Source organism: Nocardia mikamii NBRC 108933, assembly GCF_001613505.1.
GTDB classification, from domain to species: Bacteria; Actinomycetota; Actinomycetes; order Mycobacteriales; family Mycobacteriaceae; genus Nocardia; species Nocardia mikamii.
On the sequence record NZ_BDCM01000015.1, the window covers coordinates 92,409 to 105,563 of the forward strand.

General features: G+C 69.7%; 11 protein-coding genes. 5 read left to right on the plus strand and 6 right to left on the minus strand.

Annotation, left to right across the window (positions count from 1 at the left end; translation table 11 throughout):
- Nucleotides 1-145: 145 nt before the first annotated feature.
- Together NMI01S_RS25210 and NMI01S_RS35050 are read right to left on the minus strand one after the other, a co-directional pair.
- A complete protein-coding gene (locus tag NMI01S_RS25210) occupies nt 146-769 on the minus strand; it encodes a methylated-DNA--[protein]-cysteine S-methyltransferase (protein ID WP_063001195.1) in 624 nt (207 codons plus the stop codon).
- Nucleotides 770-851: 82 nt separating this feature from the next.
- Nucleotides 852-1,016 (minus strand): hypothetical protein, encoded by a 165-nt coding sequence (locus tag NMI01S_RS35050; RefSeq protein ID WP_157126353.1) that lies wholly within the window; start codon nt 1,014-1,016, stop codon nt 852-854.
- Between the two features lie 62 nt (nt 1,017-1,078).
- Here NMI01S_RS35050 and yczR point away from each other — a divergent pair, with 62 nt between their 5' ends.
- On the plus strand, nt 1,079-2,569 hold the full coding sequence (gene yczR / locus NMI01S_RS25215) for a MocR-like transcription factor YczR (protein WP_063001196.1): 1,491 nt from the start codon (nt 1,079-1,081) through the stop codon (nt 2,567-2,569).
- 14 nt (nt 2,570-2,583) lie between these two features.
- Here the strand turns inward: yczR and NMI01S_RS25220 are convergent, their stop codons facing one another.
- Entirely contained in the window at nt 2,584-3,873 is a 1,290-nt protein-coding gene (locus NMI01S_RS25220; protein WP_063001197.1) for an adenylosuccinate synthase, read from the minus strand.
- 335 nt (nt 3,874-4,208) lie between these two features.
- Between NMI01S_RS25220 and NMI01S_RS25225 the strand changes: the two genes are divergently transcribed.
- Entirely contained in the window at nt 4,209-4,832 is a 624-nt protein-coding gene (locus tag NMI01S_RS25225) for a hypothetical protein (protein ID WP_245717014.1), read from the plus strand.
- Nucleotides 4,833-4,892: 60 nt separating this feature from the next.
- Nucleotides 4,893-5,675, plus strand: a complete 783-nt coding sequence (locus tag NMI01S_RS25230; RefSeq protein ID WP_063001199.1) for a site-2 protease family protein — start codon at nt 4,893-4,895, stop codon at nt 5,673-5,675.
- A gap of 306 nt (nt 5,676-5,981) precedes the next feature.
- On the opposite strand, the gene NMI01S_RS25235 is transcribed toward NMI01S_RS25230, so the two are convergent.
- Nucleotides 5,982-7,076, minus strand: a complete 1,095-nt coding sequence (locus NMI01S_RS25235) for an FUSC family protein (RefSeq protein WP_063001200.1) — start codon at nt 7,074-7,076, stop codon at nt 5,982-5,984.
- Nucleotides 7,077-7,147: 71 nt separating this feature from the next.
- Complete coding sequence (locus NMI01S_RS25240; protein ID WP_063001201.1) at nt 7,148-7,606, minus strand: DUF3151 domain-containing protein; 459 nt, start codon at nt 7,604-7,606, stop codon at nt 7,148-7,150.
- 185 nt (nt 7,607-7,791) lie between these two features.
- Between NMI01S_RS25240 and NMI01S_RS35055 the strand changes: the two genes are divergently transcribed.
- Both NMI01S_RS35055 and NMI01S_RS25255 read left to right on the plus strand, forming a co-directional pair.
- A complete protein-coding gene (locus NMI01S_RS35055; RefSeq protein WP_157126354.1) occupies nt 7,792-10,338 on the plus strand; it encodes an Rv0361 family membrane protein in 2,547 nt (848 codons plus the stop codon).
- 205 nt (nt 10,339-10,543) lie between these two features.
- Nucleotides 10,544-11,587: a fused (3R)-hydroxyacyl-ACP dehydratase subunits HadA/HadB gene (locus NMI01S_RS25255; RefSeq protein WP_063001204.1), complete on the plus strand. Its 1,044-nt coding sequence runs from the start codon at nt 10,544-10,546 to the stop codon at nt 11,585-11,587.
- Between the two features lie 9 nt (nt 11,588-11,596).
- On the opposite strand, the gene NMI01S_RS25260 is transcribed toward NMI01S_RS25255, so the two are convergent.
- Nucleotides 11,597-13,084, minus strand: a complete 1,488-nt coding sequence (locus NMI01S_RS25260; RefSeq protein WP_063001205.1) for a glycoside hydrolase family 183 protein — start codon at nt 13,082-13,084, stop codon at nt 11,597-11,599.
- Nucleotides 13,085-13,155: the final 71 nt, after the last annotated feature.

Below are 13,155 nucleotides of genomic sequence, written 5' to 3' on the forward strand. Positions count from 1 at the left end.
TGTCACTCATGATCGAAGTGACCGAGGTGCGGAACCGGCGCGTCGACGTGGAGGGGCGCCCCGTGACACGCATCTGCGTGAGATCGCCCCGCTCATCGCCGATTTCCTCGATCGGCTGCCCGCGTCGCGATAGGCCCGGCGGCGCTCAGAACAGGGTCGGTTCGCCGAATCCCGAGGTGCGTTCGATTTCGAGCAACCGGGCCTTGGTCGCGATGCCGCCCGGCGCGGAGAAACCGTGCAGTCCGTGGTCGGCCGCCAGCACGCGGTGACACGGCACGATCAACGGAATGGGATTGCGGCCCAGGGCTTGTCCGACGGCCTGGGCCGCACCGGGCGCCCCGGCCCGGGCGGCGACCTCGCCGTAGGTGAGTGTGCGTCCGGGGCCGATGGTGCGCGTGATGTCGTACACCGCGCGATGGAATTCCGGCTGGGCACGGTAGTCCACCGGAATCCACCGCAGATCGTCGAGCTCCCCGGTCAGATGCGCGCGAATGGCCCGGATCGCCTCCGCCATCCCGCCGGACGGGTCGACCACGCGAACCCGCTCGGCGGCGATCGCGTCCACACCGCGGCGCAACATGCCGGCCGTGCGGGCACCGGCATCCGAGATCTGTCCGGAGGCCGACGGCCGGGTGGGCTCGGCACCGCGGACGACGACTTCCGGCAGTTGGAACCGCACGACGCCGGGATCGGTCCACCCCATCGCGCATCGGCCGATGGCCGTATCGAATTCGGCCACCGAGACCGAGGACAGCTTGCCCGCAGACATACCCCACAGTGTGCACCGAGGGTCCGACAATCTCGGCAGTTGCAGTCCAGTACCACCGACTGGACTGATCGAAATCCGGATGTCAGCCGCGGCACTCGCCCTCGCGCAGCGACCAGTCCGCCATCGGCGCATGCGGGCGATACCGATCGAACAGTGCGACCACGCGGCGGCCGGAGCCGGTGGCATAGCGATGGACGGCCACGAAAACGACGGCGACGACCAGCAGAGCGGCGAGACCGGAGAACATGCGGTCCAGCCTGCCCGCATCTGGACTTGAATCAAATAGCCACTACCCGGATACTGGCCCTTATGGCGATACGCGTGATCAGTGCGGCCACCCTCACCCGCGACCTGGGCCGCTGGCGGCACGACGAATCCGGCGCCGCTCGCCGCGGCGCGCGCCCGGCATATCTGGCGCTCGCGGAGAGTATTCGCCTGCTGATCCACGACGGCCGGGCCCCACTGGGTATCGCCCTGCCGAGCGAACGCGACCTGGCGACCGCACTGGGCGTCAGCCGCACCACGGTCACGTCCGCGTACGCGCTGCTGCGCGAACACGGCTATCTGATCAGCCGGCAGGGCTCGCGCAGCACGGTGGCGCTGCCCTCCGACGTCGCACACGACGGCACCAAACCGGCCCGCAGCATTCTGGCGGTGATGTCGCCGACGGCACAGCCCACCATCGACCTCACCTACGCCGCGATGTCGGCGCCGCCGCAGATGAGCGACGCGTATTCCGCCGCGCTGCAAGGACTTCCGATCTACCTCGGCACCCACGGCATGGATCCGGTGGGCGTGCTGCCGCTGCGGGAGATGCTCGCCCGCCGCTACACCGAACGCGGTCTGCCCACCGAACCGGATCAGATTCTGGTGACTCTCGGTGCGCAGCACGGTCTTCGGCTGTTGCTCAATGTGCTCACCGCCCCCGCCGAACGGGTCCTGATCGACCACCCGACCTACCCCAACGCGATCGAGGCGATCCGCGATGTCGGCGCCCGGCCGGTTCCCGTGCCGTTGCGCCCCGAACAACCGGAAGCAGCCTGGGACCTCGACGGAATCCGCAGTGCCGCACGGCAAACCGCCGCCAGTACCGCCTACCTGGTGCCGGACTTCAACAATCCGACCGGCCTGCTGATGAGCGCCGACGCCCGCGCGGAACTGGCCGCGATCGCCCGCGAGACCCGCATGACGGTGATCGTCGACGAGTCGATGGTCGATCAGCAGCTCGACGGCGAAACACCCCCTCCGGCAGCAGCTTTCGCCCGCGGATCGGAGATCGTGACGATCGGATCGGCGTCCAAGTCGTTCTGGGGCGGCCTGCGCGTCGGCTGGATTCGGGCCAACCAGTCGCTCATCGCGAAACTTCTCGGCACCCGGTCCACGGTGGACCTCGGCACGCCGGTGATGGATCAGCTGGCCACCGGCTATCTGCTCGACCATGCCGGCGTGATCCTCGAACAACGCCGCGAACAACTACACAGCCGTCGCGCCGCCCTGCTCGAAGCCCTGTCCGAGGAACTGCCCGACTGGCAGGTGAGTCCCGGCCGCGGCGGTATGTCGATCTGGGTGCAACTACCGGCTCCCGTCTCCACCGCCCTCGCCGCCACCGCGCCCAATCACGGCGTACTGCTCGCCGCCGGGCCGCGCTTCGGAGTGCAGGGCGCGTTCGAACGTTTTCTGCGAATCCCGTTCACCCACACCGAATCCGATCTGCGGGTGGCGGTGAAGTCGATCGCGGCGACCTACGCGTCGCTGACCCCGCACGCCACCGAACCGCTGGCGCCGCTCACCTGCTACTGAGCCCGGCGTCTTCGCTAGTTCAGGATGTCGTGACGGACGATCGTCTCGTCGCGGCCGGGCCCGACGCCGATGCAGGACACGCGGGCACCGGAAAGCTCTTCCAGCCGTTCGACGTACGCGCGCGCGTTGGCCGGCAGATCCTCGAAGTTGCGGGCCCCGGAGATGTCCTCCCACCAGCCCGGCATCTCCTCGTAGATGGGCTTGGCGTGGTGGAATTCGGTCTGGGTGGTGGGCATCTGCTCCACCCGCTCGCCGTCGATCTCGTAGGCCACGCAGATCGGCACCCGGTCCAGGCTCGACAGCACATCCAGTTTGGTGAGGAAGTAGTCGGTGATGCCGTTGACCCGGGTGGCGTAGCGCGCGATCACCGCGTCGAACCAGCCGGTGCGGCGGGCGCGGCCGGTGGTCACGCCGACCTCGCCGCCGGTCTTGGCGAGATATTCGCCGGACTGGTCGAACAGTTCGGTCGGGAACGGGCCGGAGCCGACGCGCGTGGTGTAGGCCTTCAGGATGCCGAGCACCGTGGTGATCTTGTTGGGGCCCACGCCCGCGCCCACCGCGGCGCCGCCGGAGGTGGGATTCGACGACGTCACATAGGGATAGGTGCCGTGGTCGACGTCGAGCAGGGTGCCCTGCGACCCCTCCAGCAGAACGGTCTCGCCGTTCTCCAGGGCCTGGTTGAGCAGCAGCCGGGTGTCGCTGATGCGGTGTTTGAAGCCCTCGGCCTGATTCAGCACCTCGTCGACCACCTGCTGCGGGTCGAGTGCGCGCCGGTTGTAGATCTTCACCAGCACCTGGTTCTTGAATTCCAGTGCGGCTTCGACCTTCTGAGTGAGGATCTTCTCGTCCAGCACATCGGCGACGCGCACGCCCACGCGGGCCACCTTGTCCTGATAGCAGGGGCCGATGCCGCGTCCGGTGGTGCCGATCTTCTTGTTGCCGAGGAAGCGTTCGGTGACCTTATCGATGGCCACGTGGTACGGCATGATCAGGTGCGCGTCCGCCGACAGCAGCAGCCGGGTGGTATCCACCGAGCGCTGTTCCAGTCCGGCGAGTTCGTCGAGCAGCACACCCGGATCGATGACGACACCGTTGCCGATGACATTGGTGACGCCCGGCGTCAGGATGCCGGACGGGATGAGGTGCAGCGCGAAATTGTCGCCGTTCGGCAGGACCACGGTGTGACCTGCGTTGTTGCCACCCTGGTAGCGGACCACCCACTGGACGCGGCCACCGAGCAGATCGGTAGCTTTGCCCTTACCCTCGTCGCCCCACTGGGCGCCGATCAGCACGATTGCCGGCATGGGAGTCTCCTACGGTTTCGACACGCAGCATCGGCGACGCTGCAGCTACCTGCCGTTGCAGAGCCCGATGACGGCGCTCCCGAGGCCCGTCGCTCGCGCCAAGTGGCGGTGGCCGGAGGGACAGTCTAGTGGACACAATTCGTGCCGTAACCAGCCACCTCCTCCCCCGCGTGGCGCAGCGGAGAGCGCGCCGACCGCCCGAGCCGATTACAGTGGCCTGCGGAGGCGTCCCCGCAGGGGTGCGCCCGGTAGGCAGCGAGGGCGATGGCGTTGGCAGGTCCGAGGAGGGTGTTCGGCAGTTGAGTACTCATGTTCTCCGCTGCAACGGCGCTCCCGTGCCCATCGCGCTCGCGGCGCTGCCCACTACCCAGACCACGGCGATCCCCGAAACCGCCGAACTGGACGAACTGCTTCCGGTGCTGGCCGCCGACAACCAGCCACGACTGATCGTGCTGGGTGAGGACGCCGGTCTGGCCGCGGTGCTCACCCATCTGCTGCGCACCGAACGGCTGGCCGTCGAGATCGGCTACGTGCCGGTCGATCGCACCTACGGTTCTCGCGCCTATCAGACCGGGACGGGCTCGCACGCCGCCAAACGCGCGCTGGAAGGCCGGGCCGAGCCGACCCCCCTGATCCGTGACGAGACCGGTACCGTCCTGGTCGGCCGGGCCACGATCACCGGCCGCGACGGCGGCAAACTCGAGGGCGAGGCCTACGTCGACGAAGTCCGGTTGTTCACCGGAAAGGTTGCGGCACTGCATGTTTCGCCGACACTCGAGATGCCGGGCGTGCGCGCGACGGTGCAACGCGGCTGGGGTAAGAAGCGCTGGGTCGCCGGGCGGGCCGTACAGCTGGGTTCGCCGGGCGCCGCGGTGACCCGCGACGGCATCGCCGCCGATCGCACCGTGCCGCGGTCGAGTTTCTACCGTCATCACGAGCCCTGGCTGCTGGTGCGATGAGCTACTCCTTCCCGGCTCGGCGAGTAGCGCGGTACGGACGACGGCCCCGGAGGCGGCAGCTTGCGTAACCACGTAGGGACCCGGGAGTACCGCCGGGGGATCAGCCCGAGTCCGATCTTCTTGCTGATCGTCGTGATCACCGCCCTGGGCGGGGCGCTGGCCTGGGATGCCGATCCGCTGTCCACCCGGGCCAAGGCGGGAGTGTTCGTCTTGGTGGTGGCGGGCTGGATTCTCAGCGTGTGCCTGCACGAATTCGGCCACGCGTACACGGCGTACCGAGCCGGGGACCGCGAAGTGCAGATGCGCGGATACCTGACGCTGAATCCGGTGAAGTACAGCCATCCGCTGCTGTCGATCGCACTGCCGATCTTCTTCATCGCGCTGGGCGGGTTCGCGCTGCCCGGTGGCGCGGTCTATCTGAATACGCAGAACTTCTCGGCACGCATCCAGCGTGCGATCAGCGCCGCGGGTCCGGCGGTCAACGCGTTGTGCGCGGTGGTGCTGCTGGTCATCGTCCGATTCGCCGGCTCCACCCACGACCATGCCGCCTTCTGGTTCGGCCTGAGTTTCCTGGCGTTTCTGCAGATCACCGCGACGATTCTGAATCTGCTGCCGATTCCGGGCACCGACGGCTACGCGATCATCGAGCCGTCGCTGAGTTATCAGACCCGGCGTTCGCTGGATCAGGTGAAGCCGTTCGGGCTGCTGCTGTTGCTCGCGATCCTGTGGGTCCCCGAACTCAATCGGGTGTTCTTCGACGCCGTCTACTGGGTGTTCGAGCTGTCGGGCGTGCCGTCGGACTGGGCGGCCGTCGGTAGTTATCTGACCCGCTTCTGGACCTGACCCGCGAATTTCGGCGGGCGCGCCCGATTCCGGTTCGATTCGCCGGCGAACGGGAACCGGGCGGCCCTCTTCGCGACGGAGCGCCCGCCCCCTACGCGGTCGGCCGCACACCAATCGGCCGCACGTCGCATCCGTCGCGAAGTTTTCCGACCGCGCCACCCCTCGTCGACGCGGTCGAGACAAACGTACGATCCGCGCTCACCCGCGACACGAGTAGTCGACTACCCGATTCGATCGCGGTGGCCGTGCGCGGCCGGACCCGGCGACCTCGCGGACCGCTCGGCGACTACTGGTACCGCCATGTCGTCAATCCTCCGGCGCCACATAGGGGTTCTGCACGGTCGGCGGTAGCAGCGCGAGCGCTGACAGGCGTTTGATCCCGCAGACCTGCATCAGATCGACCACGATGGAACGCAATTGGGCGAAAACCACGAGCGAGGACAGGCCGGCGCCTTCGACCAGATCCTTGGTCGCGCCCTTCGCCACGCGCCGCAGGACCCGCGTGGCCTCGGCGGCATCGGGCTGTTCGCCGGGTTCGGCAACCATGTAGCGGCGCACCACTTCGACCGCCTGCCCCAGTTCTTCGACCTCGGCGATCATTCGGGGATCGAGGATTTCGTCGTCGCGCACCAGGGTCAGGGCGCGGCGCAACAACACTCGGGTATTGCGCACGGCATTGTCGAGCGGGTCGACCGCCGCGCGGATCGCTTCGAGCCGAGGCCGGGAATTCCAGTACAGCGGCGAGATCCGGCTGACCTCGCGCCCGCCCTCGACCGCATTGCGCAGGCCGTCGATCTGCGGTTGCGTACCGCGCACGGAATGCAGCGCGGCACGGACCTTCTCCGCATTCTGCTCGTGGAGGCCGTCGGCGCATTCGGTCAGCGCCGCACCCAGGACGGTCAGGATATCGGCGGCCTGCTGCCGGGCCCGGCGCACGGGGTGCAGCGGAATCGCGGCCACCACCACGACGCCGACGAACCCACCGACCAGCGCGTCGACCATGCGGTTGAGACCTCCGCCGGTATGCGGCGGCATCAACGTGGCGACCAGCACCGCCGAACTGGCGGCCTGCATCGGGATGACCGCACCTCGGTCGAGAAATACCGCGGTCGCCATCGCCACCCCGACGACGAGCGCGATCTGCCACGCACCGGTTCCGACCTGTCCGATGAAGAAGTCGCCGATCCCGATCCCGACGGCCACACCGCCGACGAGTTCCACGGATCGGCGCAGTCGCGCACCGAACGACACGCCGATCGAGATGACCGCGGCCATCGGCGCGAAGAACGGTTGTGGATGTCCCACCAACCGGTGGGCGACGAACCAGGACAGGGCCGCGCCCACGGCGCACTGAAAGATCGGAAGCGCGGATCGGCGCAGGCGTACCCATCCATTGCGCATGCGCTGTTTACCGCTGTCGCGAACCGCATCGACGGTGATGGCGGTCGCGAACCGTTCCGTGCCGGCCAGTCTCAGTCCAGACCGAGTTCGGCGGCGGCGCGGGGATCGCAATCCTCGAGCAGGTCCAGGCAGCGGGCGTATTCGTCGCTCTCACCGATGGCCTGGGCGGCCCGGGCGAGCGCGCCGACCGCACGGAGGAAGCCCTGGTTGGGTTCGTGGCTCCACGGCACCGGGCCGAAGCCCTTCCAGCCGTTGCGGCGCAGCAGGTCCAGGCCACGGTGGTAGCCCGTGCGGGCGAAGGCGTAGGCCGCCACCACATCGAGGGTCACCTCCGCCCGGCCCTCGGGCGCGCCCACGACGCCGGCGCGGTCGAGCGCATCCTCGGCCAGTTGCGCCCAGGCCACGGAGGCCGTCGGATGCGCGGCGGCGACCTGGACCGGGTCCTGATTGTCCAGCAGGGCCTGTTCGGCTTCCGTGTTTTCGGGAAGCAATACCGGCTGCGGTCCGAGCAGATCACCGAAGGAGGTCATGGGCTTCATTGTGCACCGCCACCGCATCGGCTCGCCGGGCAGCGGGTGCGCCGGGCCCCGGTCGCGATGGCGAGGCCTTATATGGTTGCGCGTCTGCCGCCTCCTACGCGCCCCGACCCCATTAGGCTGGCCGTCTGAGACCGACAGTCGACGACCGACAGCCGATAGTGAGCAAGGGGTAGCGCGTGTCCGACCCGAACGACGACCAGAAGCCGCACCAGGGCGCCTCCGGCGACCGCCCGCGTCAGGCTGCATCCGGTGCGGGTCCGGACGGACCGGCGAAACCCGGCGCCCAGGGCGAGCCCGCTCCCGGCCGCGAACCGGACACCGGCGCCCCGGACCGTACCCAGCGCATCTCCCGGGATCAACTGCCCGGCGCCGCCCCCACCGCGCCCATGCCGTCGCCGTCGGCGCAAACCCAGGTCATTCGCGCGCCGGGTGCGAAAATCGCTTCGGGACAGGCGAATTCCGGGGCCGGCGACAAGTCCGGCGCGGGCGCGCCCGGCGCGGAGTCCGGCGGTTCCGGTACAGCCGGTTCCGGCAAGCCGGCCGCCGGTGCGCCCGGCTCGACGGCGAGCGACGGCGGCGAACCCGCCGAGCCGGCCCGTGCCGAGAAGGGCGCCGCCGGAAAGGCGGGCACCGCGCCGAGCGGTGCGGCGGCGGGCGAAGCGGAGACGGTCGCCATCCCCAGGCGCGCGGAATCCGGCGAGCAGACCGAGGAACCCGGCAAGGCTCCCACCTCCGAGGACTCCGGCAAGTCCGACGCCGCGACCGGCACTGCCGGATCCGCCGCCACGAACGGCCCGGCGACGACAAACGGCCCGGCCGCCGCACCCGATACCGAGCGCACCGCGAAGGGCGCGAAGGCCGCGGGTGCCGTGAAGGCCGGCGGCGCCGGAAGTGCCGCAGCCGGCCGGGACGCCGCGCCGAGCTCGAAGGCGCCGACCGCTGCCGAGAACGGGAACGGCGACGGTATCGACGAGTCGAAAACCGTTGCACTGCCCAAGGTTTCGTCCAGCAAGGGCGGCCAGAAGACCGCGAAGTCCAGCCCCGCGCAGCAGTCCGGCGGGACGAACAGCGATCGGGGAACCTCCGCATCGGACCCGAAAGCCGAAGCACCACAGGACGTTCCCGCGATTTCGAACCCGTCCGACGATGCCACGACGATCCTGCCCATTCAGAAGCCCGACCCGGCGGCCACCGAGAAGCTTCGCGCCACGCGGCCGGGAGCCGGGCAGGGCGGACCGAAGCGCCCTGGGGCACAGGGCGGTCCGGGCAGTGAGCAGAGCCAGGGCGCGCCCGGCGCCCCGGGATCGCGAGGGCCCGCTGCCGGCGGCCCGGGACCGAAGGGCCGCATCGGTGGCCCGGCCGCCGGTGCCGCGGGGCTCGGCGCAGCCGCTGCCGCCGCCGGTACCCAGCGCGGCCCCGCAGGCGGCGCACCCGGACAGGGGCGGACGAGCGGCGGGCCGGAGCAAGGCCCGGCGGGCGGGCCCGGTCAGGGCCGGCAGAGTGCCGCAGGCGGACCGGGACAGCAGGGCCCGGCCGGCGGCCCCGGTGGGCCGGGGCAAGGCTCGGGCGGGCCGGGACAGCGAGTCGGAGCCGGTCCGAACGGACCGGCTCAGCAGGGGCCCGCCGGTGGCCCCGGTACCCAGGGCCGCGGACAGGGGCCCCAGCGTCCCGGCGGACCGAACCCGCAGGGGCCGGGCACACAGGGCCCGGCCGCGCAGGGCCCGGGCGCAAAGGGTCCAGGCGTGCAGGGCCCGGGTGCACAGGGTCCGAACGCACAGGGTCCGAAGGGCCCAGGCGCACAGGGCCCGAACGCACAAGGCTCGAACGCACAGGGGCCGAAGGGCCCAGGTGGACAGGGCCCGAAGGGGCCCGGCGCCCAAGGCCCGGGCGCGCACGGACCGCAGGGGCAGGGTTCACCCGGGCCGCAGGGCCCCGGTGGGCATGGCGCCGGGGCACCCGGACAACGTCCGGGTGGGCCGGGGCTGCCGGGAGCATCCGCAGCGCTCGGCGCGCAGGGTCTGAAAGGTCCTGCGGCACAAGGTGAGCAAACCCCGCGCCCCGGCGGCGCGCCGTCACCTGCCGATACCAAGATGACCGCACCGGCACTGTCCGCACAGCCGAACGGGCCGGGCGCACCGGGTGGGCCGAACCAGCCGGGCGGACCGGGACAATCGGGTACGCCGAACCAGCCGGGTGGATCGCAACCGGTCCCACCGCGTCCGATGGCACAACCGCAGCGGGTCCCGGCGGCGGAACCGGATGCGGCGCCGGGACAGCCCGCGCGCAGCAAGCGCTGGCTGTTGCTCGCCGGCGGTGCGGTCGTGGTGGTGATCGTCGCGATCGTGGCGGTGGTCGCACTGGCCACCGGCGGTTCCGACAATTCACCGGAGGCACAGGTCAAGGGCGCGGTCAACAGCTACACCAACGCCCTGGCGTCCGGGAACCTGAGCCAGCTGCAGTCCGCGACATGCGGCAAACTGCACGACTTCTACCAGAACATCGCGCCCGATCAGTACGCCGGCGTGCACAAGCTGGCGGTGGATCAGAAGAAGATCCCGAAGGTCGCGGGCGTGGACGGCGTCCAGATCACCGGGGACAAGGCCGTCGCTCAGGTCGACATCTACACCGATGCCGATCCGAGCCGCTCGACCGCCCGTACCTTCGATCTGCAGCAGACCGACGGCGGCTGGAAGGTGTGCGATCCCGCCGGCGCCGCGCAATAGCCGCGCCGGAGTCGATGACGTGCGTCACCTCGGCGTCACATCGCGCCGGTGGCCGGCGATGCACGTCACAGACACCTGGTCAGCGGTCCGGTACGCCGATAGCATGGCCCGGATTGTCACGCCGCCGACCCTCCGCTGATCCGTTCCGGGGTGGTCGACCGGTGCTGTCGTTTACGCAGTAAGAATCGAGCAGGGAGCAAGGGACATGCCGGAGCTGGCACCCCCCGCGCCGGCATCCACCGCACTGGCCGGTCGGCACTACCGGATTCGGGACCGCTACGAGGTGGGCAGGGAGAAGATCCGCGAATTCGCGCGGGCCGTGCAGAATCATCACCCCGCCCACCACTTCGAGGCCGACGCCGCCAAGTTCGGCTGGGATGCCGTCGTGGCGCCGCCGACCTTCGCCTCGGTGCTCGGCATGGCGACCACGCAGGCCCTGCTCGACAGCGTGCTCAGCGAATACGACCTGTCGCAGATCCTGCAGACCGATCAGGTGTTCCACATCCACCGCCCGATCCTGGCCGGCGACGTGCTGCGCAGCGAGGCGGAGATCGAATCGATCCGCCACTTGCGCGGGAACGATTTCATCACCGTGAAGGCCACCGTCCTCGATGCCGAGGACACCGTCGTCCAGGTGGGTGTCACCACCATCGTGGCGCGCCTGGGCGCCGAGGTCGACGCCGATATCGTGCGACTGGTCGACGGTCTGGTCATGCATCGCCGGGAGGGCGGCCCGGCCGCTCCCGAGGTGCTGATCCCGATCGGCACCGAGGAGGCCACCCCCGAACCCTCGCGCGCCGACTCGCGCAGGGGCATCACCGTCGACACCCAGCCGAATTTCGACGATCTCGCGGTCGGTGACCTCTTACCCACGGCGACGATGCGACTCACCCGCGGCGATCTGGTCAACTACGCCGGCGTGGCAGGTGACCCCAACCCGATCCACTTCAGCGATCGCGCCGCCGAACTGGCCGGCCTGCCCACCGTGGTCGCGCACGGCATGCTCACCATGGGTCTGGGTGCGCACTATCTGACCTCGTGGCTCGGGGATCCGGGAGCGATCGAAAGCTACAGTGTGCGCTTCTCCGGATACGTTCCGGTGGAACGTTTTTCGCCGGCCGCGATCGAATTCTCCGCCCGGATCAAGTCCCTGGACCCGCAGCGTCGGGTCGCGACGATTCTGCTGAGCGCCACCTCCGCGGGCAAGAAGCTGTTCGGCCGCGCGCTGGCCGAGGTCCAGTTGTCCTGATCCCGCGCGTCAGTCCAGCCGGGCGTGCATCAGGTAGACGTTGTAGTCGCTCCAGGTGCTGATGGTGAAGTAGAGATCCGACGACGTCGACCACGGATGGATGAATCCGCCGTAGAGTTCGGGATATTCGGCCGAGACGGGCACCAACGGCGAACTCGGCGACCACACCCCTTGCGGTGCATTCGATTCCCGCACCACGACCGCGGCCTTGGCGGTGTCGAGATAGCTCATCTGCCAGATACCGCGAACGCCGTCGTAGCGCACCGACAGTTCACCGACCGGTCCGTCGACGATCGGTGTGGCGGACGCGGCGCCACCGACCGGGGTCCAGTTTCCGTCGCGCCAGTACTGATAGGCGGAGGTGTCGAGCACCTCATCCTTGGGCACCCGGGCGAGACCGACCGCGCCGAGCCGCGTATTCGGCGTGCCGAACAGGTAGACGTAGTCGCCCTGCGGAACCATCGCCGACACCTGGAAATTCGCGAGCCCGAAGATGTTGTCCCAGTGCGCGTGCGGATCCTTGGTCCAGGTCTGCCCGTGATCGTCGGAGTACGCGATGCCGCCGTAGTTGGTGTAGAAGGTGCCGGGCAGGCTGTTCCAGGTCCGAATCGACATGTAGCTCATGAACTGCCGGGTGCCGTCGGCCGAACCTCGGTGCGGCAGCGCGAAACCCGAGGTCGGGATCGTGGTGATCTCGATATTGTCCTTCTTGCGACTGGCGAGCACCTCGGCGGCGTGACAACGGTCGTCGGCGACCATGCGGTCGATGATCATGCCCTTGTCCAGGTCGCGATTCGTGCTGAACGCGAGCAGATTGCTGCGCCAATCCGCACCCATCCCGCCCGGCGGATGGAAGTCGTGACCGACGGTGTCGCCGAAGGCCGTCGCGATCTCCCCCGGCCCGCTCTCCCACATGATGCCCAGGTCGGTGCCGGCGACCTGCCAGCGCTTATCGGTGCGGTTCACCGAATTCGCGCCGGTCTCCTTGGCCACCTCGTGAACCCGGCTCACCTTCGGCGCCGGCCGCGCGGCCACCACCGGACCCGGTTCGGTCGGCGGCGCGGCTCGCGGCGGCGCGGGCGGCTCGGGTTCGGGCGAGGGTCCGGGCGGCAGCGCGAAATAGAACGGCTGCGGCTTCAGCAGCACCTCCGGCACGCCGAGCCGGTTCAGCAGGCCGGGCGGGGGCGGCGGACCGTCGGTGAGGTCCGGGCACGGGCTGACGCACGGATCGGCCGGCAGATCCACGCTCGTGCGCTTCGGGTTAGCGGGCGGCGGTGCTTGATCGACGGTCACCACCGGATACGGAATCGGCACCTCGAGCTTCTTCGGCACCACCGGCTCGTGCACGGGAGCGGGGTCGGTGGCACACGGCCCGGTGCCGGAAACCGTTGCCGCCGTACCTGTCCCGGGTTCGGCCACGGCAGGCCCGGGCATCCCTACCAGCAGTCCGGCGCCCAGCAGCACCACTGCGACCGAAGCCGGTACGCGCACACGCATCCGCAACCCCTCGCCGACCGAACGATTTCCCCTACCCGCGACCTCACTGCGCGGACAGCACCCGCGCCGAC

What these genes read in the sequence shown, in the direction of transcription:
- NMI01S_RS25210 (WP_063001195.1), bottom strand. Translation starts at nt 769, where the DNA reads ATGTCTGCGGGCAAGCTGTCCTCGGTCTCGGTGGCCGAATTCGATACG.
- NMI01S_RS35050 (WP_157126353.1), bottom strand. Translation starts at nt 1,016, where the DNA reads ATGTTCTCCGGTCTCGCCGCTCTGCTGGTCGTCGCCGTCGTTTTCGTG.
- yczR (WP_063001196.1), top strand. Translation starts at nt 1,079, where the DNA reads ATGGCGATACGCGTGATCAGTGCGGCCACCCTCACCCGCGACCTGGGC.
- NMI01S_RS25220 (WP_063001197.1), bottom strand. Translation starts at nt 3,873, where the DNA reads ATGCCGGCAATCGTGCTGATCGGCGCCCAGTGGGGCGACGAGGGTAAG.
- NMI01S_RS25235 (WP_063001200.1), bottom strand. Translation starts at nt 7,076, where the DNA reads ATGCGCAATGGATGGGTACGCCTGCGCCGATCCGCGCTTCCGATCTTT.
- NMI01S_RS25240 (WP_063001201.1), bottom strand. Translation starts at nt 7,606, where the DNA reads ATGACCTCCTTCGGTGATCTGCTCGGACCGCAGCCGGTATTGCTTCCC.
- NMI01S_RS25255 (WP_063001204.1), top strand. Translation starts at nt 10,544, where the DNA reads ATGCCGGAGCTGGCACCCCCCGCGCCGGCATCCACCGCACTGGCCGGT.
- NMI01S_RS25260 (WP_063001205.1), bottom strand. Translation starts at nt 13,084, where the DNA reads ATGCGTGTGCGCGTACCGGCTTCGGTCGCAGTGGTGCTGCTGGGCGCC.